This is a genomic window from Streptomyces sp. WAC00040 (genome assembly GCF_056835925.1).
This window is the reverse complement of record NZ_JAKQZE010000001.1, coordinates 1179029-1202940: the sequence shown is the minus strand read 5'-3', so window position 1 is coordinate 1202940 and position 23912 is coordinate 1179029. Positions and strand designations below refer to the sequence as shown.

The following is a 23912-nucleotide window of genomic DNA, read 5'->3' as shown; positions in this document are numbered from 1 at the left end:
GTGGGAACGCGCTCCGTGACGAATGTCGCGTTTCAGCGACGGACGGTCGGGCAGCGGCAGTGGAAGGACAGCTTCCGGTCCTCTGTGACCGGCCTGAGGAGGGGTCCAACGTGGTGATGCTCAAGGTGGCCGAGTCCCGGCAGGGCGCGTGGACCGTGCTGCACGTACGCGGGGAGCTCGATCTCGTGTCCTCGCCGGTCGTGCGCCAGCGGGTCCACGACGCTGTCGCCGCCGGCCACCACGACGTCGTGCTGGACCTCTCCGAGGTGTTCTTCTGTGATTCCAGCGGCGTCGGCGTGCTGATCGCCGCGCGGCGGCTGATGCGTTCGTGCCGGGGCCGGCTGCGGCTGATCCTTCCGGCGCGCGGCGCGGAGGACGGGTCGCACGTCAACCGGGTGCTGGGGGCCCTGGGTGTGCGCCGTCTCTTCGAGGTCTACGCGGACACCGGCTCGGCGACGGACGACGGGGCGCAGCCGCTGACCGCGTGACACCGGCCGGGCCCGCGACGAAGCCCACGAACTACCGTCGGCCGTAAGCCCGCACGCGCGCCCCGTGCCCCGCACGCGCGCCCCTGTACGCCCCGTCGCACACCCGTCACCTGCGCTTTGCCGAGCTGTTGCCGCCGTGCAATTGGCCGGGTGCGTACACACCTCCGCCTCCGGGGCTTTACGCTCCCCGCATGGACAGCGCAGAGTACGAGCGGAAGATCGCTTCCCGCTTCGCCGCTTTCGATCAGGACGGCAACGGCTACATCGACCGCGAGGACTTCAGTTCGGCCGCGGCCAAGCTGCTTGCCGAGTTCTCCGTCACCGCCCGGTCCGACAAGGGACAGGGCCTTTACAGCGGCGCGGAGGCGTTCTGGCAGGGTATGGCCGGGATCGCCGACGTGGACGGCGACCAGCGGGTGACCCGCCAGGAGTTCGTGACGAGCGCGGTCAAGAGACTGCGCGACAACCCGAAACGCTTCGGCGAGATCGCCCGCCCGTTCGTGCACGCCGTGATCAGGGTCGCCGACGAGGACGGCCGCGGCGTCACGCCCGCGGCCGTGGAACGCGTGCTCGGCGCGCTCGGCGTCGACGCGGGCGTCGCGGCGGCGGCCGGGGCGGCGCTGGACACGGACGGGGACGGCCGGATCACCGAGGACGACGTACTGACCGCGTTCGCCGCGTATTACGTCACACCCGAGCCCAACTGACGTTCCGGGGCGGCCGCGTCATCTGTACGCGGCTGCCCCGCGTGGCCTCCCGGGCTGCGCCCCGGACCCCTTACCGCGCTCCGCGCGGTGGCCTCGATCGCCGGCCTGGCCGGATGTGCGGGCGCGACTCGCGCATGCCCGGACCTGGCGGGTTGGGAAAATGGTCATGCGTACCGTTCGCGCAGTTTGTACTTGAGTACCTTCCTCAACGCCTCGTTGCGAGGAAGGGCGTCCACCACCTCGAGCTGTTCCGGGAGTTTGTGGAGTGCGACGCCCGTGCCGCGGAGGAAGGCGGTGATGTCCTCCAGTACGGGATCCGCCACGCCCGGCGTCCGCTCCACGACCGCGCACACCCGCTCGCCGCGCTCCTCGTCCGGCAGGCCGACGACGGCCACGTCGCCGACCGCGGGGTGGCCGTGCAGCAGGTCCTCGATCTCCTTCGCCGAGATGTTCTCGCCCTTGCGGATGATGACGTCCTTGGCCCGCCCCGTGAGCACGAGGTGCCCCTTGTCGGTGAGCAGGCCGAGGTCGCCGGTGATCAGGAAGCCCTCGGCGTCGAAGGCCGCCGCCGTCGCGACGGGGTCGAGGTAGCCCTGGCAGACGGCCTCGCCGCGCAGCCTCACCTCGCCGTCGACGATCCGTATCTCCATCCCGGCGGGCGGTCTGCCCTCGGTCCGGACGAGGTCGTCCTCGCTGTCGTCGGGCGAGCCCATGGTGATCATCGGCACCTCGGTCATGCCGTAGCCGTGGGTGAGCACGCAGCCCATCTCGCGGACGACGGCGCGGTGCAGTTCCGGCGGCTTGGGCGCGCCGCCGCCCGCGAGCAGCCGCAGGGTGGGGATCAGCTTCCGGCCGGGCTGCTTGCGCTGTTCGGCGAGGAACATCGCGTAGAAGGCCGTGGAGCCGCCGGCGACGGTGACGCGGTGCCTGCGGTACTCGTCGAGCGCGTCGGGGAGCGCGAACTTCTCGAAGAGCACCGCGGGGAACCCGTACAGCAGGAGCATGACCAGGTAGTCCGGGCCGCCGATGTGGGCGAACGGGAAGGCGATCGAGCCGATGTCGTCCTCGGACAGGCGCAGCGCGTGCGCCAGGCACGAGCCGCCCGCGATCAGCGAACGGTCGGTGTGCAGCACGCCCTTGGGGTCCGAGGTGGTGCCGGAGGTCCAGTAGATCCAGCGCACGTCGGTGCCGGAGGCGGGTGGCGCGGGCAGCACGGACGGATCGCCGTCGGGCAGTGACGCGTACGCCTCGAAGACACCGCGGGCGCCGGCCCGCCGGGCCATGGCCGTGAAGTCGAAGCCGCGCCATTCGCCCGGCACGGCGAAGTACGCGGCGTGCGACTCGCGGAGCGCGAAGCCGACCTCCCGGTCCCGGTAGAAGGGGATGACGGGCGACTGGACCGCGCCGAGGCGCGCGAGCGCCACGGTCAGCAGCACCGTCTCGATCCGGGTGGGCAGCTGCCAGGCGACGACGGTGCCCGGGCGGACGCCCCGCGCGTACAGTCCGGCGGCGGTCCGCTCCGCGCCGTCGCGGAGTTCGCCGAAGGTGAGGACGCGGTCGTCCTGGAGCAGTACGGGGCGGTGCGGGGTGAGGGCGGCCCGGCGTGCGACGAGTTCCCAGAGGGTGCGGGCCGATCCCAGTGTGTGAGCGGTCTCTTCCATGCCCGGACACCTCCGCTGGAAATGATCTGACGATGCGTCAGATCGTAGGGTCGCGCGCCTTGTCGGTCCAGGGGTGCGGAGCTAGCCTGAGCACCGGAACTGACGCAGCGTCAGTAGCGGAGGAAGGTCCCGATGGAACAGGAACTGCCCCGTATCGTCAGCGTCGACGACCATGTCATCGAACCGGCGCACCTCTTCGAGACCTGGCTCCCCGCCAAGTACCGCGAGCGCGGGCCCAAGCCGCTGACCGCCGGGATCGGCGAGCTCGCCTACGTCGGCGGCAAGTACCGGATCACGATGGACCCGGACGGACCGCCCACCGACTGGTGGATCTACGAGGACCTGAAGTTCCCGTACAAGCGCAACATCGCAGCCGTCGGCTTCGACCGCGACGAGATGACCCTCGAGGGCATCACCCGGGCGGAGATGCGGCCCGGCTGCTGGGATCCCGCCGAGCGCCTCAAGGACATGGACCTCAACCACGTCGAGGTCTCGCTCTGCTTCCCGACCTTCCCCCGCTTCTGCGGACAGACCTTCGCGGAGGCCCACGACAAGGAGGTCGCGCTCGCCTGCGTCCGCGCCTACAACGACTGGATGGTCGAGGAGTGGTGCGGCGACAGCGGCGGCCGGCTCGTCCCGCTGTGCATCGTCCCGCTGTGGGACATCGGCCTGGCCGTCGCCGAGATCCGCAGGAACGCGGCGCGCGGCGTGCGCGCCGTCACCTTCTCCGAGATCCCCACGTACCTCGGGCTGCCGTCGATCCACTCGGGCTACTGGGACCCGTTCTTCGCCGTGTGCCAGGACACCGGCACCGTCGTCAACATGCACATCGGCTCGTCGTCCCAGATGCCCGCCGCCTCTCCGGACGCGCCGCCCGCCGTGCAGGCCGCACTCTCCTTCAACAACGCCATGGCCTCGATGACCGACTTCCTCTTCAGCGGCGTCCTCGTGCGCTTCCCGCGGCTCAAGCTCGCCTACAGCGAGGGGCAGATGGGATGGATCCCGTACGCCCTGGAACGCGCCGACGACGTGTGGGAGGAGCACCGGGCCTGGGGCGGTGTGCGCGACCTGGTCCCCGAACCGCCCTCCACGTACTACTACCGGCAGATCTTCTGCTGCTTCTTCCGCGACAAGCACGGCGTCGCCTCCCTCGACACCGTGGGCCGCGACAACGCCACCTTCGAGACCGACTACCCGCACGTCGACTCGACCTTCCCGCACACCAAGCAGGTCGCCCTCGACCATGTGAAGGACCTGGACGACGAGACCGTGTACAAGCTGATGCGCGGCAACGCCATCCGCATGCTCGGCCTGGACCTGGACACGTAGTGGACCTGGCGTACACCGCCGCGGAGGAGGAGTTCCGTGCCCGGCTGCGCCACTGGCTGGCCGACGCGCTGCCCACGCTGCCTCCACCGCCGCCGGCCGGCGACTGGCCGGCCCGGCGCGCCTATGACTGCGCCTGGCAGCGGAGGCTGTACGACGCCGGCTACGGGAACGTGCACTGGGACGCCTCCCCGACCCTCCGGTTGATCTTCCTCGAGGAGACGGAGCTCGCCGGAGCACCCTACGTAGGCGCCAACTTCGTCGGACTGCTGCACGCCGGGCCGACCATCGCCGCGGAGGGCACCCCCGAGCAGCGGGAACGCTGGCTCGGACCCATCCTGCGCGGTGAGGCGATCTGGTGCCAGGGATTCAGCGAACCGGACGCGGGGAGCGACCTAGCCTCCCTGCGCACCAAGGCCGTCCGCGACGGCGACGCCTACGTCGTCACCGGTCAGAAGATCTGGACCTCGCACGCGGAAGTGGCCGACTGGTGCGAACTGCTCGTACGCACCGACCCCGGCGCACCCCGGCACCGCGGCATCACCTGGCTCGCGATGCGGATGGACGCGCCCGGTGTCACCGTACGGCCGCTGCGCACACTGGCCGGGTCCGCCGAGTTCGCCGAGGTGTTCCTCGACGAGGTCCGCGTGCCCGCCGCCGACCGCGTGGGGGCGGAGAACGACGGCTGGCGCGTCACCATGGTCACGCTCTCCTTCGAGCGCGGCACCGCCTTCGCCGGCGAGGTCGTCGCCTGCCGCCGCACCCTCGGCGAGGTGGCCGCGCGGGCATGTGCGAACGGCTGCTGGGACGATCCGGTGCTGCGCCGCAGACTGGGCAGGCTGCACGCCGAGTTCACGGCGCTGTGGCGGCTCGTGCAGTGGAACGTCAGCGAGGCCGCCGCCACCGGCGGCGTGCCCGGAACCGGCGGCTCCGTCTTCAAGCTCCGCTACTCCCACGCACGCCAGGAGCTGTACGAGGCCGCCGCGGAGGTCCTCGGCCCCGGCGCTCTCGACCTGTCGCTGCCCTGGACGCGGGAGCGGCTCTCGTCCCTCTCGTACACCATCGCCGCCGGCACCTCCCAGATCCAGCGGAACATCCTCGCCGAGCGCGTACTCGGCCTGCCGAAGGGGCGCTGATGGACTTCCGGCTCAGCGACGACCAGCGGGCGCTGCGCAGCGGCGTACGGGACCTGCTCGCCGGCCGCTTCGGGCGCGAGGCACTGCGGGCCGCCGTGGACCGCGAGGGCAGGCTCGACCGGAAGCTCTGGCGCGAACTGGGCGACGCGGGGTTCTTCGCGCTGCGGCTGCCGGAGAACGCCGGCGGCGTCGGTGCGGGTCTCCCGGAGGCGGTGCTCATCTTCGAGGAGGCGGGCCGGGCGCTGCTGCCGGGACCGCTGGTGGCGACGCATCTGGCGGCGGGCCACGTGCCGGGAGCGGCCGACGGCACGGTGGTCGTCACCTCCACGTCCGAACTCCTCTGCCTTGTGCGGCACTTCGAGGAGGCCGACACCGTCGTCGCGTTCACGCCCGACGGCGTGCCGCGCGCCGTGGACGCCTCGGCAGCGGTCGCCGTGCGATCGCTGGACCCGCTCACACCCCTGCACCGCCTTCCGCACCCCCGCCCGCCCCGGGCGCCCGGCCCGGGGCCGGGCGCCGCCGTCCTTCTCACGGCCGCGGAGCAGTTGGGCAGCGCCGCCCGCAGCACCGAGGAGGCGGTGCGCCACGCGAAGGGTCGGGTGCAGTTCGGGCAGCCGGTCGGCGGCTTCCAGGCCGTGGGGCACCTGTGCGCGGAGATGCTCGTGCGCACGGAGGTCGCGCGGGCGGCCGTCTACGCGGCGGCCGTCAGCGGGGACCCGGCGGAGATCGCCGGCGCAAAACTGCTCGCCGACGAAGCGGCGGTGCGCGGCGCCAAGGACTGCCTCCAGGTGTTCGGCGGCATGGGCTTCACCTGGGAGTCGGACGTGCACCTCCACCTCAAACGCGCCCTGCTGCGGGCCCGGATGTGGTTGACGACGGCCCGGGCGGAGGAGATCCAGGCGCAGGCTTTGGCCTCGGCACTTTGAACCGTCACCGTGCGTCGATATCGGGTTGTGTCCTTCGGAGGACTCGTCACTGGGTGGAGTCGGGGCGCCACTCCGGTACTCTCCGTGGGATGAGAGTCGCTGCGATGACGGGGTCTCACGGTGTCGCCGGTCAGGCGGTCCCGAGCCCGTCGGTGCGCACTGTTCGGGGCGATCTCTCGCAGTCGTCGGGCCGCAGGTGGGGGCCCCTCCGGCGGTCGGCAGGCGGTAGGCGGGCCGGGTTGCGAAAGCGTTCTGCGGCCTTGTGTTCGACTCCCAGGGACGCGGGTCGCACAGTATGCACCATGCGTACTCCTTCACGCTGGAATATGCCCGAAGCGCTTGTTGCGGTGACTGACAGTCAATCATGCTGTGCTGTAAGGGAATCACATTCCGTTATGGCTGTGAGGCGCGAGGCTATGTGTCCGCCGGTTCGGGTGGTGTGAGCGGTGCAGGTGCTTCAGGTGCAGTTGGAGATCGGATCCGACCCTTCGGAGGTGGGGCGGGCCCGAAGATGGGCCCGTTCGCGGCTCCTCAAGTCCGGCATGGGTGACGACGAGCCGCTGGCGGAGACGTTGATCCTGCTGATCTCGGAGCTCGTCACCAACGCCGTGGTGCACACCGGGTGTCCGGCCGTGCTGCGGATGCTGTTCGGCGCGGGTACCGCGGAGGCGGGGACGGTCCGGGTCGAGGTCGCCGACGTCAGTGCCTGCCCGCCGAGACCTCGGCACGCGAAGGGCGAGGACACCGGCGGACGGGGCCTGGAGCTCGTCGACGGCCTCGCGGACCGCTGGGGCTGGCAGCGGGAGGGCGCGGGCAAGTCCATCTGGTGCGAGGTGGACCGCGACCTGCCGGCGGACGCCGCACGGCTGGCCGGCCCGCCGGTCGCCGCGCGCGGAGCCTGACCGCCGCCTGCGGGCTCCGGGCGGAGCCTTCGCCCGCGCGTACCGGCGTGCGGCGTCCGATCCCCGCCGCCGGGTGCGGGAGTGGCGTCAGAGTACGGCCACCGGTGCGACCGGCGTGCCGGTCCCGCCGACGAAGGGCTCCGCCATCGCCGACAGCAGGAACGCGTACCGCCGTTCTTGTGCACAGGCTGTGGACAGTTCCTCCAGATTCCAGTTCTGGCCCTGCATCATGCCCATCTCCACCAGGTCGAGTGCGTGCACCGCGAGCCACAGGTTCTCGATCTCCGGCGGGAAGATCTCGAAGGTGAGGGTGTCGTTCGCGACGGCGGCGACGTCACGGGCGTGGAACCACTCGGGGGTGCGCACCGACAGGCCGGGCGAAGGGAACGCGTAACCGTGCCGGTCGCCCTCCAGGCACAGCCGCACCTGCCCCGTCCGTACGAGGACGATGTCGCCGGCGCGGACGGTGACCCGGCCGTACTCCGCGGCCTCCTCCAGGTCCTCCGGCGTGACGGCATGGTCGACTGCCAGCCGGTCCAGCCCCTTCGCCCGTGCCACGTCCAGCAGTACGCCCCGTGAGACCACGGGCGTGGCCTTGTCGATGCCGCTGAAGCGGGCCCGGTCGTGCGGCGTGATCGTGTCGGCCGGGCGGCCGTTGTAGATGCGGCCCGAGTGCGAGGCATGGGTCAGGCCGTCCCAGTGGGTGGCCGCCTGGAGCCCCATCGTCACGGTGTCGTCGCTGGTGGCGATCGTCCCGGGCCCGAAGAGCTCCTGGTTGATCTGGACCATCGTGTGCAGCGGGTTGACCCGGCCCGGGATGACGCCGGTCTGCACACCGTCCTGCCGGAGGGGAAGAGCGAGCGGCACGCGCCGACCGCTGCGCACCGTGGCGGCGGCGTTCCTGACCACCTCGCCGGTGATCAGGTTCAGGGTGCCGATCTCGTCGTCCGCGCCCCAGCGCCCCCAGTTGTTGACGCGTTTCGCGATGTCGTGGAACGCGGCCGGCAATGACATCTGGCCTCCCGGGGCTTGTGCTCGTGCGGCGGACTGGGCCTAGAATCTAACGGTCCGTCAGAAACTGCGGGAAGGGGCCGGTCGTGGGGAACTTCTTGGCAGGCAGGGCCGTCGCCGTGACCGGGGCGGGCCGTGGCATCGGGCGCGCGGTGGCCATCGCCTGCGCGGCCGAGGGGGCGAAGGTCGTCGTCAACGACCACGGCGTCTCGATCGACGGCTCCTCGCCCACGTCGGCCGTGGCCGACGGTGTCGTGAAGGAGATCGAGGCCGCCGGCGGCACGGCCGTTGCCGTGGCCGACGACATCGCGACGATGGCGGGCGGGGCGCGGGTCGTGGACGTGGCGCTCGCCGAGTACGGACGGCTCGACGGCGTCGTCTGCGTCGCGGGCATCCTGCGCGAACGAATGCTGTTCAACATGTCGGAGGACGAGTGGGACCCGGTCCTCGCCACCCACCTCAAAGGCACCTTCACGGTCTTCCGCGCCGCGTCGGCGGTGATGCGGGCCCAGAGGTCCGGCACCCTGATCGGATTCACCAGCGGCAGCCACCAGGGCAGCGTGTCGCAGGCCAACTACTCCGCCGCCAAGGGCGGCGTCATCTCACTGGTCCGCAGTGCGGCGCTCGGCCTCCACAAGTACGGGGTCACGGCCAACGCGGTGGCCCCGGTGGCCCGTACCCGCATGTCGGCGAACGTCCCCATGGAACTCAAGGAGATCGGCGACCCCGAGGACGTCGCCGCCCTCGTCGTCTACCTGCTCTCCGAGCGGGCCCGCGCCGAGCGGATCACCGGGCAGGTCTACACGATCGCCGGCCCCAAGATCGCGGTCTGGGCGCAGCCGAGGGAGCTGCGGGCCGCCTACGGGGAAGGGCCCTGGACCCCCGACCGGATCGCCGACTTCCTCCCCGGCACGGTCGGCACCGACCCGATGCCGCTGCTTGAGCGGATGGACGCGCCCCGTGGGAGCGCCCCCGCCCGCGCCGACACCGTCCCCACGGACACCGTCCCCGCCGACACCGTCCGGCGCCTCGGCGCACGGCCCCAGGACTGAGCCGCCGCCGTGGAACTCACCACCTTCCGGGCCGGCACGATCCACGGCGGCTCGGACGAGAGCCGGTGGGACACCGTCGCCGAGCGGGTGCTCGGCCTGCCGAAGGAGCCGTGATGAGAGGTGTCGTGTTCGACGGTGAACAGGCCGAGGTCGTCACGGACCTGGTCGTACGGGACCCGGGGCCGGGTGAGGTCGCCGTCGACATCACGGCAGCCGGGCTCTGCCACAGCGACCTGTCGGTGATCGACGGGACGATCCCCTTCCCCGTGCCGGTGGTGCTCGGCCACGAAGGCGCCGGCGTCGTCGCGGCGGTCGGCCACGGGGTCGGCCATGTGGCCCCCGGCGACCATGTCGCGCTGTCCACCCTCGCCAACTGCGGCGCCTGCGCCGACTGCGACCGCGGGCGCCCCACCATGTGCCGCCGGGCGATCGGCCGTCCCGGCCGTCCCTTCTCACGGGCCGGCACGCCGCTGTTCCAGTTCGCCTCCAACTCCGCTTTCGCGGAGCGCACGGTCGTCAAGGCCGTGCAGGCCGTGAGGATACCCGCGGACATCCCCCTCACCTCGGCCGCGCTCATCGGCTGCGGCGTCCTGACCGGTGTCGGGGCCGTGCTCAACCGGGCCGAGGTGCAGCGCGGTGACACCGTCGTCGTCATCGGCACCGGCGGCATCGGGCTCAACGTCCTGCAGGGCGCCAGGATCGCCGGTGCCTCCGCGATCCTCGCCGTCGACACCAATCCGGCGAAGGAGGCCGTGGCACGGCAGTTCGGTGCGACGCACTTCCTCGGGTCGGCCGACGGCGTGCGCGACATCCTGCCGACCGGCGCGGACCATGTCTTCGAGTGCGTCGGCAGCGCCGCGCTCGTGCGGCGGGCCATCGAACTGCTCGACCGGCGCGGCCAGGCGATCCTGCTCGGGATGCCCGCCCCGACGGCAGAGGCGTCCTTCCTGCCTGCGTCGATGTTCCTGGACAAGTCCGTGCTCGGCTGCCGTTACGGCTCCTCCCGTCCGCAGCACGACATCGCGCTCTACGCCGGTCTGTACCGCCGGGGCGACCTGCTGCTCGACGAACTGGTCACCGCCACCTACCCCGTCGAGGACTTCGCCAAGGCGGCGGAGGACGCGAGGCAGGGCTGCGTGGCGCGCGGTGTGTTGACGTTCTGAGTCCCCGAGGGACGGGGCCCAGGACTTGCAGCGAAGCACGATCAGTGGCCCGACGCAGGGTCCGCGCCCTCGGTATCCGCCGCCCGGCGCGGTCATCATCGACTGACGCGGCACTGAGGGGTGGCCACGGCCGGGCGCCGACCATAGGCTCACAGGACCGGGGCCGCGCGGCCCCGCAGGTCCCGGGGCCGTGGCAGAGCGGCCCATTGCGATCGGCGTGGGGGAGGCCCTTCCCACGCCGACTGACGGGGTGAGGGGCGGGCCTGCCCCTCCCTGTCCGCGGGTTCGAATCCCGTCGGCCCCGCGACCGCCCGGCCTGGGGCCCGCGCCCTTGTGCGTCCGGCTCCGCTTCGGGTCAGGCGCTGCCCGCGCTCGCGCGGAAGGTGCGCCGGTACACCGTGGGCGGGACGCCGAGCGCCGCCTGGAGATGCTGCCGCATCGACTGGGCCGTGCCGAAACCCGCGTCCCGCGCCACCTGGTCCACCGACAGGTCCGTGGACTCCAGCAGATGCCGGGCCCGTTCCACCCGTTGCTGGGTGAGCCACTGTCCCGGGCTGATGCCGACCTCCTCGCGGAAGCGGCGGGTGAAGGTCCGCACGGACATCGATTCCTGGTCGGCCAGGTCCCGCAGCCGCAGCGGCTCGTGCAGCCGGTCCAGCGCCCAGGCGCGGGCGGCCGTGGTGGTCGCCAACTGCGGTTCCGGCACCGGCCGGTGGATGTACTGGGCCTGGCCGCCGTCGCGGTGCGGCGGTACGACGGTCCGGCGCGCCACCTCGTTGGCGACGGCGGCGCCGTGGTCGCGGCGCACGATGTGCAGGCAGAGGTCGAGCCCGGCCGCGACCCCTGCCGATGTGAGCACGTCGCCGTCGTCGATGAACAGGACGTCCGCGTCGACCTTGACGGACGGGAACATCCGCTGGAAGTGCTCGGCAGCGGACCAGTGCGTGGTGGCGGGGCGGCCGTCGAGATATCCGGCGGCGGCGAGCACGTATCCGCCGGTGCAGATGGACACCATGCGGGTGCCGGGCCGGATGTGCGCCAGGGCGTCGGCCAGATCGTCAGGGAGCCGGCCCTCGTCGTAGACGGGCCCCAGCTCGTACGACGCGGGGACGACGACCGTGTCCGCGGTGGCCAGGGCCTTTGGCCCGTGCTCGACGTGCACGGCGAAGTCGGCGTCGGTCATGACCGGTCCCGGCCTGATGCCGCAGGTGAGGATCTCGTAGACGGCGTTGCCCGCGGCGTCCTTGGCGCGGCCGAAGATGCGGTGCGGGATGCCGAGCTCGAAGGGGAGCAGCCCGTGCAGCGCCAGGACCACGATCCGGTGCCTTCTCGCAGCAGTCATGGCCCGATCCTATCGAATGCTGTCCTTCGGGCCACTCGTTGTGCGCGGCTCCGAACCGGAAGCTGAGTGACGTGACCCAGACAACCGCGCCCAGCTCCGGCTCCCAGCAGCCTCTTCGCCGCCCGCCCCGTATCCATCGCGCCTGGTTCGTCGCGGCTGTCACCTTCGTGACGATCATCGGCGCGGCGGCCTTCGCGTCCCTGCCGGGTCTGCTGATCGAGCCGCTGCACGCGGACTTCGGCTGGTCGCGCGGCACGATCGGCTTCGCCGTCTCGGTGAACCTGGCCCTGTACGGGCTGACCGCGCCGTTCGCCGCCGCCCTGATGGACCGGTTCGGCATCCGCCGGGTCGTAGCCGTCGCGCTCACCGTGATAGCGATCGGGTCGGCGCTGACGGTGACGATGACCGCGGCCTGGCAACTGGTCATGTACTGGGGTGTCCTCGTCGGTCTCGGCTCCGGCTCCATGGCGCTCGCCTTCGCCGCGACGGTCACCAACCGGTGGTTCGTGCAGCGCCGTGGCCTGGTCACCGGCATCCTCACCGCGGCGGGCGCGTCCGGGCAGCTCGTCTTCCTGCCGCTGCTGTCGTGGCTGGTGGAGAACCACGACTGGGAGCCCGCATCGATCACCGTCGCGCTCTCCGCGCTGGCCGTCGTCCCCTTCGTCTGGCTTCTGCTGCGTGACCACCCGGCCGACGTGGGCCTCGCCGCGTACGGTGCCGAGGGCTTCACACCCAAGCCGGAGCCGGTGCCCGGCGCGGCGCGCAGGGCACTCGCCGTCCTCTTCCGCGCCGTCCGGACCGGCCCGTTCTGGCTGCTGGCCGGCACCTTCGCGATCTGTGGGGCCTCGACGAACGGCCTGGTCAAGACGCACTTCGTGCCGGCGGCGCACGACCACGGAATGCCGATCACGGCTGCCGCGTCGCTTCTCGCCGTGATCGGTGTCTTCGACGTCGTCGGCACGATCGCGTCAGGCTGGTTCACCGACCGCTTCGACCCGCGCCGCCTCCTCGCCGTGTACTACGCGCTGCGTGGCGTCTCGCTCCTGTTCCTGCCGATACTGCTCGGGCCGTCCGTCGAGCCGCCGATGGTCTTCTTCATCGTCTTCTACGGGCTCGACTGGGTCGCCACCGTCCCGCCGACGATCGCCCTGTGCCGCGAGCACTACGGCGACGACAGCGCGATCGTCTTCGGCTGGGTGCTGGCCTCCCATCAGGTCGGCGCGGCCGTCGTCGCCTTCGCGGGCGGCGTCGCCCGCGACGTGTTCGGCGATTACGACGTGGTCTGGTACGCCTCCGGCGCCCTGTGCGCGGCAGCGGCCCTGATGGCCCTCGTCATCCGTCGCAGGCCCCTGGCGAAGGTCCCGGTCGCCACGGTCTAGCGGCGGCGGATCTCGACCATGAAGCAGCCGAACTCCACGGCGCGTACGTGCACCAGGGCCACCGCGGGGTCGGCGAAGACGTCCCGCAGGACGCCGTCGACCTCGGCGGCGCGCTCGTGGGGGATCTCGATCAACGTGCCGCCGAGGATGCGCCCGCCGGTGTCGTAGGCGCGCAGCACTCTTCGCGCGCCGTGGAGCCCGACGGGACAGCCGGGCCCGGACGTCTGCCCGGCGCACTCCTCCGCGTGGACGAAGACGGGCCCGCACTCGTCGTAGGGCCCCGGCTCGGCGCCGGCCTCGGCGGCCCAGCGGCGCAGCGGCGCGTACGAGACGAGAACGATGCGCTCGTCGGCCTCGCTGTGCCGCAGGCAGCAGCGCAGCGGGGCGCCGCCCTCCGGATCGACGGCGGGCGGCGGGACGAGTCCCGCGTCGTCGCGTTCCCGCAGCTGCTTCAGGACGGTGGGACCGATGGCGAGGGTTTCACACGGCGTCGTGGTCATGCGATCAGCATCCGCGGCGGGGCACGGCACGTGCCGGCGGCTATCGGACGTCGAACCGCCCGAAGCGCCCGCGGTGGAACAGCAGCGGCGCTCGGTCCTCGTCGGCGTCCAGCGCCGCCACGCGGCCGACCACGAGGAGGTGGTCGCCGCCGGTGTGCACGGCCTGGACCTCGCAGTCGATCCAGGCGGGCACACCGTCCAGCAGCGGCGCGCCGGTGACGGGCGCCGGCCGGTACGCGACCCCCGCGAACTTGTCTGCCCCGCTCACGGCGAAGCCCCGGCACAGCGCGCCCTGGTCCTCGCCGAGGATGTTGACGCAGAAGCCTCCGGCGCGGGCGATCCGCGGCCAGGTCGTGGACGTGCGCCCCACCATGAAGACGACGAGCGGCGGATCGAGCGACAGCGACGCGAACGACTGGCAGGCGAACCCTGCCGGCCCGTCCTGACCGGTCGCCGTCACGACGGTCACCCCGCTGGCGAAGTGCCCCAGCACCCGCCGGAACTCCTCCCTGCCGACGGGCACCCGTTCGTCCTCCCCGACGGCTCGCAGCACGGGCACGGACAGCGCCTCGTACGCCCCGACGGTGGGCGCACCGGCGGAACGGAGGTAGCGAACGGCGGTGGCGGCCATGGCGGCGTGTCCCATCACGCCTCCATTGAAACTGACGGATCGTCAGAAAAGAACCCCCGAGGCGCCGCTACCGCCCCTCGAAACGCGCCGCCCTGCGCTCCACGAAGCTCGTCACACCCTCCTGGGCGTCGCGGGTGGTCATGTTGAGCTCCTGGGACAGGGCCTCCGCGGCGAAGGACGTGGCGCGGTCCGCGTCCAGGGAGGTGTTCACCAGGTGCTTGGTCAGAGCGAGCGCACGGGTCGGGCCGGCGGCCAGGCGGGCTGCCCACTCGCGGGCCGTCCGCTCCAGGTCCGCCGCCGGGACGACCCGGTTGACGAGGCCCATGCGCAGCGCCTCCGGCGCGGGGAGAGCGTCCCCGAAGAACATCAGCTCCTTCGCGCGCTGCGGGCCGATCAGACGCGGCAGCAGATACGCACCGCCGCCGTCCGGCACCAGCCCCCGGCGTACGAACACCTCGATGAAGCGGGCCTCTTCCGCCGCCAGGACCAGGTCGCAGGCGAAGGCCAGATGCGCGCCGATACCGGCCGCCGTGCCGTTGACCGCCGCGAGCACCGGTTTCTCGCAGTCCAGCACCGCCCCGATCAGCCGTTGCGCGCCGAGTCGGATGGTCCGGGCGATGTCCCCCGGGAAGGGTTCACGCGGCGGCGCCCCACGAAGGTCCGCGCCCGCGCAGAAGCCCCGGCCCGTCGCCGTGACGACGACGGCGCGCACCGCCGGGTCGGACGAGGCGGCGGCGAGCAGGTCGATGATCCGTTCCCGCTGCTCCCAGGCGAGGGCGTTCATCACCTCCGGGCGGTCGAGGGTGATCCAGGAGACGCCGTCCGACAAGGCGTGCCGCACGTCAGGGCTCACCGGCACACCGCCAGAGCGTCCAGAGCCACCGCGCCCTGCCCGCGGGGCAGCACCATCAGCGGGTTGACGTCCAGTTCCGCGAGCTGGTCGCCCAGTTCGAGCGCCATTCGCTGCACCCGCAGGATCACCTCGACGAGCGCGTCCACGTCGACCGGCGGGCCGCCCCGTACGCCTTCGAACAGCGCCCGGCCGCGGAGTTCGCCGAGCATGGCCCGCGCCTGGTCCTCGCCGAAGGGCGGGACGCGTACGGCGGTGTCGTGCAGCACTTCGACCAGCACCCCGCCGAGGCCGACGGTCACGGTGGGGCCGAACAGCTCGTCCGGCGAGACCCCGACGACCATCTCGACGCCCCGCTCCACCATCTGGCACACCAGCACGCCGTCGAGGTCCACGCCCTCGTAGCGGGCGATGTCGGTGAGTTCACGGTAGCTGTCGCGCACCTGGCTCGCCGAGGTGAGACCGATCTTGACGAGGCCCAGCTCGGTCTTGTGCGCGAGCTGCGGCGCCGACGCCTTCATCACGACCGGGTAGCCGACCAGGGCCGCCGCCCGTACCGACGCCGCCGCGCTGGTCACCAGCTGTTCGCGGGGCACACGGATCCCGTAGGCCCGCAGCAGCTGCTTCGCCGCGTGCTCGCTGAGCTGCTCGCCGGGCCGCATCAGCGCCTGCGCCTTGCGGTACGACGGGGAGGGGGTGCGTGGCGCCTCGTCGAACGGGGAGCGGTAGCCGGCCGTGAACCGGTGGTGGGACAGATGGGCGCGCACGGCAGTGATGCAGTTGGAGAAGGTGCGGAAGGTGGCGACACGGGAGGAGCCGAGCAGCGTGGTCCGGTACGCCGCCTCCGTGCCGGCCGGTGACCCCCACACCACGCACACCAGCTTGTCGGTGGCCTCCGCAGCGTCCACCAGGTCCTGGGCCAGCCGGTCGCTCATCGGCGGGAAGGGGCCGGTGATCGGGCAGATCAGCACGTCCACGTCCGGGTCCGCGAGGATCGCGTCGATGATCTTGCGGCCGCGGTGGTCGCCCACCGGGTGTCCGCCGTTGTCGATGGGGTTGGAGACGTTCAGGTAGGGCGGTATCCACTGGTGCAGTTCGGCTTGCCGGGCGTCGCTCAGCCGGGGTATCCGCAGTCCCGCGGCGGTCGCCAGGTCCGCGAAGTGCGCGCCGGTGCCGCCGGAGATCGAGTAGACGGCGACACCGTCGCCGACCGGTCGCCGTGCACGCGCCAGCAGCGCCGCGGTGTCCTGGAGTTCGTCGAGGCCGTCGACGCGGATGACGCCGAACTGCCGCATCGCCGCGTCCACCACCTGGTCGCTGCCGGTGAGTTTGCCGGTGTGCGAGGCGGCCGTCCGCGCGCCGGTGCCGGTGCGGCCGACCTTGACGGCGACGACCGGCACCCCGCGCCGGGCCGCCCGGTCGGCGGCGAGCAGGAAGGAGCGCCCGTCCTTCAGTCCCTCGACGTAGCAGGCGATGGAGCCGACCTCCGGGCGTTCGGCGAAGTACGAGATGAAGTCGGCGGTCTCGAGGTCGGCCTCGTTGCCGGTGGGTGCCCAGTGGGACAGCCGTACGCCGAGTTCCTGCATGGTGAACACGGGCCGGCCCTGGTGGCCGGACTGGGTGATGAGCGCGATCGCCGGCCCTTCGAGGTCGTCGCGGAACGTCTCGAAGGCGTTGAGATTGGTGTTGGGGCCGAGCAGCCGTACGCCCGCGCGCTCCACGGCCGCCGCGAGCCGCGCCTGTGCGGCGGCGCCCTGGTCGCCGGTCTCCGCGTACCCGGAGGCGAACGCGACCGCGAAGGGCACCTTGGCCTCGCCGAGTTGCGGGATCAGTGGGAGTGGGTCGCGGACGAGCAGTACGGCGAGATCGACGGGGCCGGGCAGATCGGCGACGGAGGGGACGCAGTCGAGGCCGAAGACGGACGTACGGGTGGGGTGCACGGGGTGCAGGCGGGCGCCCACGCGGGCGGCCCAGTCCACGAGTTGGCGGGTGATGCCGGTGTTGGGCCTGCCCTCGGTGTCCGAGGCCCCGACGACCGCGACGGAGGAGGGGCGGAAGAACCGGTCCAGGTCGGGCACCGGTGCGTACAGGGGCCGGCCGCTCACATCGAGGTCGCCCGCGGACGCGGTGGGTCCGGCGGCTTCGTGGACGGCGTTCGTGGGGCGGTCGCCGCAGGCGACGACGCGCGCGCGAAGGTCGGAGGTGAGGGTGCCGTGAGTTGATCCGAGCATCGCTGGTCTCCGCTCCTGCTCGATGGCCGAACTGCCCGGCCGGTTAACTGACGCCTAGTCAGGTTACCGAACTGACTGGTAGTCAGGAACCGTCGTGCGGCGCTCGAACGCGCGCCGCCGCCGGCCCGTGCGTCATGGTGGGCACGTCGTGCCGCTTCGGGGTGCGCCCGGGGGAGCGGGGCAGGCCGTGGCGCCTGCCCCGACCAGGGCGCCGCGCCTCGATCTCCCTACGGCTGGGGTGCTCCACGGCTGCCAGGCCGTAGGGGGAGGTCGGGGGCGCACGGAGTCAGGTACGGGGTCCGCGGCGCCCGCCACGGTTCGGGCATGCGGCGGCCGCCGTCCTGAGGGGATCGCCCGGCCGGAGTCCGGGCCCGCCGTCGCACGGCCGCGTCGTCCGGGCGGGATCCGCGTCGTGGGCCGGGTCGGGCCGATGGGTCGGCTCCGGCGGCCTCGCTACGCCAGCGCCTTCGCGATCTTGCGGGCGTCGATCGCCATCTCGCGGAGCATGCCGCTGATCGGATTGGTGAAGCCGGTGAAGTACAGGCCCGGCGCCTGCGCCGGGGTACGGCCGCCGTGGACCACGGGCCGGCCGCGCTCGTCGAGCACGCCGAGGTGCCCCACCAGGTCCTCCAGCCCGCGCCGGTAGCCGGTCGCGGCGATCACGGCGTCCGGGGAGATCCGCGTACCGTCGGCCAGCACCGCCTTGCCGTCGTCGAACGACTCGAGGGCCGCGACGGGCTCGACCCTGCCCGTGCGCACGGCGTCGATCAGGCCCACGTCCTGCACGGGAATCGCGCCCTTCTTGACGCGCGAGTACAGGCCCGTGTCCGGGCGCGGCAGCCCTTGCGCGGCGAGGTCGGGTACGGCGATCCTGCTCATGACCTTGCCCGCCCGGTCCACCAGCCGCACCGGGAGCCGGCGGACCAGGATGCCGGTGCGCTGGGCGGGCCAGCCCGCGGTGGAGCGGCGCACGATGTGCGGGACGGTGCGCACGGCCAGCCGTACGCGCGCGGCGCCGCCCTCCACGAGGTCGACGGCGATCTCGGCGCCGGTGTTGCCCACGCCGACGACGAGCACGTCCTTGCCCGTGAAGGGCCCGGGGTTGCGGTACTCGCCGGCGTGCAGCAGTCGGCCCTGGAAGGTGGCGCGGCCCGCCCAGTCGGGCAGGTGCGGGGTGTGGTTGTAGCCGGTCGCCACCACGACCGCCCGCCCGGTCAGTCGGCGGCCGCCGGTGGCGTGCAGCACCCAGTCGTTGCCGGCCGGCTCGATGCGCGACACCTCGACACCGGTGACGATCTCCAGCGCGTGGAACTCCGCGTACTTGTCCAGGTAGCGGACCACGTCGTCACGCGAGACCCAGCGGCCGAACGAGCGGGGCATCGGCAGGCCGGGCAGCGCGGAGAGCCTGCGGGTGGTGTGCAGATGGAGCCGGTCGTAGTGCCGCCGCCAGGACGCGCCGACCGACTCGGACCGCTCGAGCACCACCGCTCGTACGCCCCGCTCCCGCAGTGCGGCAGCGGCGGCGAGACCGCCCGGGCCGCCGCCGACGACATACACCGGGCGGTCGTTCGTCCGGTCGATGCCCGGGTGTCTGTCGGAGTCCTTCTCGTCGGCCATGAGCGTGAGCGTAATGACCCGCCGGTTTGATGGGTCTCAGTCAAGACGGAGTTCGGTTGCGAATCGGTCACGGTCGCGGCCCTCTTGCGCCCGCCGCCGCCTTCCGCTGAACTGACGTACCGTCAGGAGCCAGCGGGAGGGGAGGCAGGAGCATGCGGACGATACTGCTCACCGGTGCCGAATGGACCGCCGTTCTGCGTATCGGCCTCGGCCTGTGGTGGCTGGAGAGCTGGCGCCACAAGGACCGCAAGGGCTGGCTCGAACGCGGTACGGGCATCACCTGGGCGGCCGGCGTCGCCGCGGAGCACCGCTGGCAGGCCGTCCGCACCGGCTTCGACAAGGTGGTTGCGCCCAGGCCCAGGGTGATGGCGTACCTCGTGGTGCACGCGGAACTGGCCCTCGGGCTCGGCCTGGTCAGCGGGTTCCTGACCCCCGTGGCGCTGATCGGCGGGCTGCTGCTCAATCTGCTCTACCTGGTGCTCATGATCCACGACTGGGCGGAGCAGGGGCAGAACGCCATGATGGCCCTGATCTCCCTCGTCGCCCTCTTCGCCATGTCCTGGCAGGTGTGGTCGCTCGACGACGCGATCGGACTCTTCTGATGGCCCAGGACCCGTCCGCGCCCGGCATCGACGACTTCACCCGCCCCTACTGGGACGCGGCCGCCGCCGGCGAACTGCTGATCCGCCGCTGTGCCGACTGCGGGCGGCCGCACCACTATCCGCGGGAGTTCTGCCCGCACTGCTGGAGTGACGACGTCGGCTGGGAGCGGGCCGCCGGCCGCGCCACGCTCTACACATGGTCCGTCGTCCACCGCAACGACCTGCCGCCCTTCAAGGACCGCGTGCCGTACACGGCGGCGCTGGTCGAACTCACGGAGGGCGTGCGGATGATGACCGAGGTCGTGGAGTGCGCGCCGGACCGGCTGGCCGTCGGGATGGAGCTGACGGTCGCCTTCCGTATGGGGGAGAACGGCGTCAGCGTCCCCGTCTTCCGGCCGACCGGACCCCCTCAGGGCCAGAGCAGCTCCCTCTCCCACTCCCCGCCGGCGGTCCGCCGGTAGCGCAGCCTCACATGCCGGCGCCGGTCGTCGCCCTGGAAGAACTCGGCCTCGCGCGGCTGGAGCACATACCGCGTCCACGTCGGCACCGGGGCGTCCGGCTCGGCCCGCGCCTTCTCCCAGGCGGCCTGCGAGGCGCGCGCCAACTCTTCGACGGAGTCCAGCACTTCGCTCTGCCGTCCGGTCAGAGCGGCGGCCAGTGCACCCGTCGAGCGGGCGTGCAGGTCGGCCGCGCTCTCCTCGGCGGAGGCGGGGACGACCCGGCCCCGGACCCTGACCTGGCGGCCTTGCGACGCCCAGTAGAAGACGAGCGACGCCTCCGGCCCGGCCGCCAGCTGCCGGCCCTTCGCGCTGGTGACGTGCGAGGCGAAGTGCCAGCCGTGCTCGTCGGCGTCGTGGAGCATCACGATCCGCGCGTCCGGACGCCCCTGGGCGTCCACCGTCGCCAGGGTCATGGTGTGCGGCTCCGGCTGTCCGGCCGCCACGGCCTCGCCGAACCACCGGTGGAACAGAGGCAGCGGCTCACCGGGCGCACCGGCCGGGTCGAACCCGGGCAGCTCGACGTCCCAGACGCGCTGCGCGTGCAGCAGGGCGCGGAAGGCCGCCTGCGGGTCGCGCTCTTCGTGGTCCATGGAGGCATTCAACCTCCCCGGCCTCCGCCGCGGGGGATCAGCCCCGCCCCAGTACCACCGTCCCCGACGAGCAGAACCAGCCGCCCGTCCCCGACGCCACCGCGAGCGCCGGCAGCCGCCCGCCCGGCCCCCGGACCTGATGGGCACCGGCCTCGCCCCGCAGCTGCCGCACGGCCTCGACCAGGAGGAACAGGCCCCGCATGCCCGGGTGGCAGGCGGAGAGACCGCCTCCGTCGGTGTTGACCGGCAGGTCCCCGTCCCGCAGCAGCCGTCCCTGCTCGACGAAGGCGCCGCCCTCGCCCTTGGCGCAGAAGCCGAGGTCCTCCAGCGTCACCAGGGTCATGTAGGTGAAGGCGTCGTAGATCTCCGCGATGTCGATCTCGGCGGGCCGCACGCCGGCCCGTTCGAAGGCGAGCCGGCCGCTCACCGCGGCGGGGGAGACGGTGAGGTCGTCCCACTCCGACATGGTGGTGTGGGACACGTGCTCACCGGTGCCGAGGATCCACACCGGCTCCTTCGCCGTGTCCGGTACGTACTCCTCAGCGGCGAGCAGCACCGCGCAGCCGCCGTCGCTGCGGATGCAGCAGTGCAGCTTGGTGAACGGGTCGGCGATCACCGGGCCGTCCAGCACGTCGTCGACGGTGATCGGGTCACGGAACATGGCGTCCTCGTTGGCGGCGGCGTTGGCCCGCGCCTGAACGGCCACCTGCGCGAGCTGCTCCAGGGTCGTGCCGTACCGGTGCATGTGGCGGCGCGCCGCCATCGCGTACTTGGCGACGAGGGTGTGCCCGTACGGCACCTCGAACTGGAGCGGGCCCCGGGTGCCGAAGGACAGGTCGGAGGTGCGCCGTCCCGCCTTGATGTCGGCGCGGGCCGTGGACCCGTAGACCAGCAGCACCGCATTGGCGTGGCCGGCGGCGACGGCGTCGGCCGCGTGCGCCGCCATGACCTCCCAGCTCGCCCCGCCGACGGCCGTGGAGTCCACCCAGAGGGGCCGCAGGCCGAGGTACTCGGCGACCTCGGTCGGCGCGAACGTGCCGAGACCGGCCGAGGCGAGACCGTCCACGACGGAGCGGTCGAGGCCGGAGTCGGCGAGCGCCCGGCGTGCCGCCTGGGCGTGCAGCGTGTAGGGGGTGGGGCCGTCGACGCGGCCGCAGTCCGAGAGGGCCATGCCGACGACGGCGACCTTGCGCGGAGTGGAGGGCATGCATCTGACGGTACATCAGATAACGCAGGGCGAGGGAGTGGAAGACGTCTGTGCATCCGCTCCTCGAGCCCCTAACATGACGGCCCGTCAGAATGTCGTGGGCAGGAGCCGCCGATGGATGCCGCCTTCACCACCGAGCAGCACGAGATCCGCCGCACGCTGCGCGAAGCACTGAAGGAGCATGCGGACACCGCTGCTTCCGCCGCGGCCGCCCGCACACCCGACGGGTACGACACCGAGCTGTGGGCCCGCCTCGCGGAACAGCTCGGCCTGCCCGGCCTCATGCTCCCCGCCCGGTACGGCGGCGCGGACCGCACCCTCACCGAACTCGCGCTCGCCTGCGAGGAGAGCGGCCGGGCCCTGCTGCCGTCGCCCCTGCTCGCCACCGCGGGCCTCGCCGCCCCCCTGATCCTGGCTCTCGGCACCCCCGCACAGCGCGCGGAGCTCCTGCCACGCATCGCGGACGCCTCGCTCACCTGCACGCTGGCCGTCCCCGGCAACCTCGTCGAGGCGCTCGCGCTGACCGGCGACAACACAGCCGGAACATGGGCGGGCGGCGGCCGGGCCGGCGGCATCCAGGCCCGGCGGGCCGACGAGGGCTGGACCCTCTACGGAGAGGCCCCGCAGGTGCTCGACGGCCACAGCGCCCGGCTGTTGCTCGTCGCCGCCCACACGGGCGGCTTCCCGCGCAGCCGCCCCCTGCTCTTCCAGGTCGACGCCGACGCGCCCGGCCTGACCCGCACCCGGCTGACGGCCCTCGACGAGACCCGCCCGCAGGCCCGCCTCGAACTCCGCGACAGCCCCGCCCGGCTCCTCGGCGAGGACGGCGCCGACGTGCCCCGCGCTCTGCGCGCCACCGGCTCCGGTGCGGCGGCTCTCCTCGCGGCGGAAGCGGCGGGCGCGGCGGCGGGCGCGCTGTCGAGAACCGTGGAGCACGTCAGGACCCGGCGACAGCCCGGCCGCGTCGCTTCCCGCCAGGTCGTCGAACACCGGCTCGCCGGCCTGTACGCCGACGTCCAGGCGGCCCGCTCCGCCGCGTACTGCGCGGCAGGGGATCCGGCGGCCGCCGCCCTGGCACTCGCCCAGTGCCTCGAGACGCTGCGCACGGTCGCGGGCGAGACGGTCCAGTTGCACGGCGGCACCGGCTTCACCTGGGAGCACGAGGCGCATCTGTACGCCAGACGGGCCGCTGCCGACGAACTGCTCTTCGGCCCTGTGCACCGCCTGCGAGACGCCGCGGCCGAACGCGCCGGGCTGTTCGCGTCCTCCCAGGAGACCGCCGGCCGCCGGTGACGCCTACGTCCGCCGGGGCGGAGGCTCCTCGTCCCCGTAGCGGGGGCCCGCGTCGTACCGGTCCTGGCCCTGATAGGGGCCGGGGCTGTTCGGGTCCGGGCCGTACGGACCCCAGTCGTCCGCCGCTGCCGGGACGTGGCCCCGGGGCTCCTCGTCGTGCGGCTGCGGCTCACGCCTGCGGCGCAGCGCGCGGCGACCGCTCATCAGCGCGGCGGCCAACAGCAGCAGCACGCCTCCGCCGAAGGCGAGCGCCACGCCGAGGCCGAGCCCGTCCCCGTCACCGCCCGCCGTGAGGCTGCCGGCGGCCTGACCCTGCCGGACCATCCACAGCACGGTGAACCCGAGGACGACCACACCGGCCAGCGCCACCAGCAGGCGGGAACGCAGCAGCAGACCGATCAGGGTCAGCAGGGCGGCGAAGGCCATGGGCAGCAGGAGGGACGCGAAGAGCTCGCCCTCGTTCGAGGTGATGCCGGTGAACAGGTCCTGGATGCGGTAGTCGCTCCCGTGACGGCCGTCGTACCAGTCATGGAAGGGGCTCCATACGGCGGCCGTCGCTCCGACGAGAGCGAGGATCGAGCCGATGACGTTGCGGATCATCGCCGGCCTCCTTCCGCCGCCGTAGCCGACGGCGACATGCGGCGGGTACCCGGCGGATCCGTCTTGAACCGGGGTTGCGACGGGGGCGTGCCGCTGCGCGGAGCCGTTTCCCACCCCGCGCCCTCCCGCTGTACCGATGTGCGGCTCCGTCGCGTGGCGGGCAGGTCCCGGACCCGTACCTTCGCGCGGTGGCCTTAT

At 72.6% G+C, this 23912-nt stretch carries 23 protein-coding genes and 1 tRNA gene; 13 read left to right on the top strand and 11 right to left on the bottom strand.

The features are described 5' to 3' along the window. The first annotated feature begins 113 nt into the window (after positions 1 to 113). Together MDN94_RS05415 and MDN94_RS05410 are read left to right on the top strand one after the other, a co-directional pair. Positions 114 to 488, top strand: coding sequence for an STAS domain-containing protein (locus MDN94_RS05415; protein ID WP_159695137.1), 375 nt, complete (start codon positions 114 to 116; stop codon positions 486 to 488). Between the two features lie 191 nt (positions 489 to 679). Next, positions 680 to 1195 (top strand): EF-hand domain-containing protein, encoded by a 516-nt coding sequence (locus tag MDN94_RS05410; RefSeq protein WP_482724820.1) that lies wholly within the window; start codon positions 680 to 682, stop codon positions 1193 to 1195. A gap of 164 nt (positions 1196 to 1359) precedes the next feature. Here the strand turns inward: MDN94_RS05410 and MDN94_RS05405 are convergent, their stop codons facing one another. Further along, the gene (locus MDN94_RS05405) at positions 1360 to 2856 is read right to left on the bottom strand and encodes a class I adenylate-forming enzyme family protein (RefSeq protein WP_482724819.1); all 1497 of its coding nucleotides are present in this window, start codon (positions 2854 to 2856) and stop codon (positions 1360 to 1362) included. Between the two features lie 132 nt (positions 2857 to 2988). Between MDN94_RS05405 and MDN94_RS05400 the strand changes: the two genes are divergently transcribed. The 4 genes from MDN94_RS05400 to MDN94_RS05385 all read left to right on the top strand — a co-directional run bounded on the left by MDN94_RS05400 (position 2989) and on the right by MDN94_RS05385 (position 7146). Next, complete coding sequence (locus MDN94_RS05400; RefSeq protein WP_482724818.1) at positions 2989 to 4185, top strand: amidohydrolase family protein; 1197 nt, start codon at positions 2989 to 2991, stop codon at positions 4183 to 4185. Beyond that, positions 4185 to 5318 carry an acyl-CoA dehydrogenase family protein gene (locus MDN94_RS05395; protein ID WP_482724817.1) on the top strand — a complete coding sequence of 378 codons (1134 nt, stop codon included), beginning with the start codon at positions 4185 to 4187 and terminating at the stop codon, positions 5316 to 5318. Before MDN94_RS05400 ends, MDN94_RS05395 begins: the two co-directional genes overlap by 1 nt. Further along, a complete protein-coding gene (locus MDN94_RS05390; protein ID WP_482724816.1) occupies positions 5318 to 6244 on the top strand; it encodes an acyl-CoA dehydrogenase family protein in 927 nt (308 codons plus the stop codon). The genes MDN94_RS05395 and MDN94_RS05390 overlap by 1 nt, the downstream gene beginning before the upstream one ends. 446 nt (positions 6245 to 6690) lie before the next feature. After that, the gene (locus tag MDN94_RS05385; protein ID WP_482724815.1) at positions 6691 to 7146 is read left to right on the top strand and encodes an ATP-binding protein; all 456 of its coding nucleotides are present in this window, start codon (positions 6691 to 6693) and stop codon (positions 7144 to 7146) included. Positions 7147 to 7233: 87 nt separating this feature from the next. On the opposite strand, the gene MDN94_RS05380 is transcribed toward MDN94_RS05385, so the two are convergent. Continuing rightward, entirely contained in the window at positions 7234 to 8160 is a 927-nt protein-coding gene (locus tag MDN94_RS05380; RefSeq protein WP_482724814.1) for a cyclase family protein, read from the bottom strand. 83 nt (positions 8161 to 8243) lie between these two features. Between MDN94_RS05380 and MDN94_RS05375 the strand changes: the two genes are divergently transcribed. The 3 genes from MDN94_RS05375 (at position 8244) to MDN94_RS05365 (ending at position 10676) form a co-directional block, all read left to right on the top strand. After that, positions 8244 to 9209, top strand: a complete 966-nt coding sequence (locus tag MDN94_RS05375) for an SDR family oxidoreductase (protein ID WP_482724813.1) — start codon at positions 8244 to 8246, stop codon at positions 9207 to 9209. A gap of 113 nt (positions 9210 to 9322) precedes the next feature. Continuing rightward, positions 9323 to 10372 (top strand): Zn-dependent alcohol dehydrogenase, encoded by a 1050-nt coding sequence (locus MDN94_RS05370; RefSeq protein ID WP_482724812.1) that lies wholly within the window; start codon positions 9323 to 9325, stop codon positions 10370 to 10372. A 184-nt stretch (positions 10373 to 10556) separates the two neighbouring features. Next, positions 10557 to 10676: transfer RNA gene (locus tag MDN94_RS05365), tRNA-OTHER, on the top strand. Between the two features lie 51 nt (positions 10677 to 10727). Here MDN94_RS05365 and MDN94_RS05360 read toward each other — a convergent pair. Further along, positions 10728 to 11714, bottom strand: coding sequence for a GlxA family transcriptional regulator (locus MDN94_RS05360; RefSeq protein WP_482724811.1), 987 nt, complete (start codon positions 11712 to 11714; stop codon positions 10728 to 10730). A 71-nt stretch (positions 11715 to 11785) separates the two neighbouring features. On the opposite strand from MDN94_RS05360, the gene MDN94_RS05355 reads away from it, so the two are divergent. Then, positions 11786 to 13093 (top strand): MFS transporter, encoded by a 1308-nt coding sequence (locus MDN94_RS05355; protein WP_482724810.1) that lies wholly within the window; start codon positions 11786 to 11788, stop codon positions 13091 to 13093. Here the strand turns inward: MDN94_RS05355 and MDN94_RS05350 are convergent. The 5 genes from MDN94_RS05350 to MDN94_RS05330 form a co-directional block, all read right to left on the bottom strand. Beyond that, entirely contained in the window at positions 13090 to 13593 is a 504-nt protein-coding gene (locus MDN94_RS05350; RefSeq protein ID WP_482724809.1) for a DUF1203 domain-containing protein, read from the bottom strand. The two genes, MDN94_RS05355 and MDN94_RS05350, sit on opposite strands and share 4 nt — an antisense overlap. A gap of 40 nt (positions 13594 to 13633) precedes the next feature. Then, positions 13634 to 14224, bottom strand: coding sequence for a flavin reductase family protein (locus tag MDN94_RS05345; protein WP_482727009.1), 591 nt, complete (start codon positions 14222 to 14224; stop codon positions 13634 to 13636). Between the two features lie 67 nt (positions 14225 to 14291). Continuing rightward, entirely contained in the window at positions 14292 to 15083 is a 792-nt protein-coding gene (locus tag MDN94_RS05340; RefSeq protein WP_482724808.1) for an enoyl-CoA hydratase/isomerase family protein, read from the bottom strand. Further along, positions 15074 to 17305: an acetate--CoA ligase family protein gene (locus MDN94_RS05335; RefSeq protein WP_482724807.1), complete on the bottom strand. Its 2232-nt coding sequence runs from the start codon at positions 17303 to 17305 to the stop codon at positions 15074 to 15076. Before MDN94_RS05335 ends, MDN94_RS05340 begins: the two co-directional genes overlap by 10 nt. Before the next feature lie 453 nt (positions 17306 to 17758). After that, positions 17759 to 18922: a flavin-containing monooxygenase gene (locus MDN94_RS05330; protein WP_482724806.1), complete on the bottom strand. Its 1164-nt coding sequence runs from the start codon at positions 18920 to 18922 to the stop codon at positions 17759 to 17761. A gap of 152 nt (positions 18923 to 19074) precedes the next feature. Here MDN94_RS05330 and MDN94_RS05325 point away from each other — a divergent pair, with 152 nt between their 5' ends. Next, positions 19075 to 19524 carry a DoxX family protein gene (locus tag MDN94_RS05325; RefSeq protein ID WP_453466862.1) on the top strand — a complete coding sequence of 150 codons (450 nt, stop codon included), beginning with the start codon at positions 19075 to 19077 and terminating at the stop codon, positions 19522 to 19524. Next, complete coding sequence (locus tag MDN94_RS05320; protein ID WP_482724805.1) at positions 19524 to 19985, top strand: Zn-ribbon domain-containing OB-fold protein; 462 nt, start codon at positions 19524 to 19526, stop codon at positions 19983 to 19985. The genes MDN94_RS05325 and MDN94_RS05320 overlap by 1 nt, the downstream gene beginning before the upstream one ends. Here MDN94_RS05320 and MDN94_RS05315 read toward each other — a convergent pair. Both MDN94_RS05315 and MDN94_RS05310 read right to left on the bottom strand, forming a co-directional pair. Beyond that, on the bottom strand, positions 19934 to 20614 hold the full coding sequence (locus MDN94_RS05315; protein ID WP_482724804.1) for a pyridoxine/pyridoxamine 5'-phosphate oxidase: 681 nt from the start codon (positions 20612 to 20614) through the stop codon (positions 19934 to 19936). The two genes, MDN94_RS05320 and MDN94_RS05315, sit on opposite strands and share 52 nt — an antisense overlap. Positions 20615 to 20651: 37 nt before the next feature. After that, positions 20652 to 21821, bottom strand: a complete 1170-nt coding sequence (locus MDN94_RS05310; RefSeq protein WP_482724803.1) for a thiolase C-terminal domain-containing protein — start codon at positions 21819 to 21821, stop codon at positions 20652 to 20654. A 114-nt stretch (positions 21822 to 21935) separates the two neighbouring features. On the opposite strand from MDN94_RS05310, the gene MDN94_RS05305 reads away from it, so the two are divergent. Continuing rightward, the gene (locus MDN94_RS05305) at positions 21936 to 23114 is read left to right on the top strand and encodes an acyl-CoA dehydrogenase family protein (protein ID WP_482724802.1); all 1179 of its coding nucleotides are present in this window, start codon (positions 21936 to 21938) and stop codon (positions 23112 to 23114) included. A 3-nt stretch (positions 23115 to 23117) separates the two neighbouring features. Here MDN94_RS05305 and MDN94_RS05300 read toward each other — a convergent pair whose 3' ends face one another. Then, a complete protein-coding gene (locus MDN94_RS05300; RefSeq protein ID WP_482724801.1) occupies positions 23118 to 23714 on the bottom strand; it encodes a hypothetical protein in 597 nt (198 codons plus the stop codon). Positions 23715 to 23912: the final 198 nt, after the last annotated feature.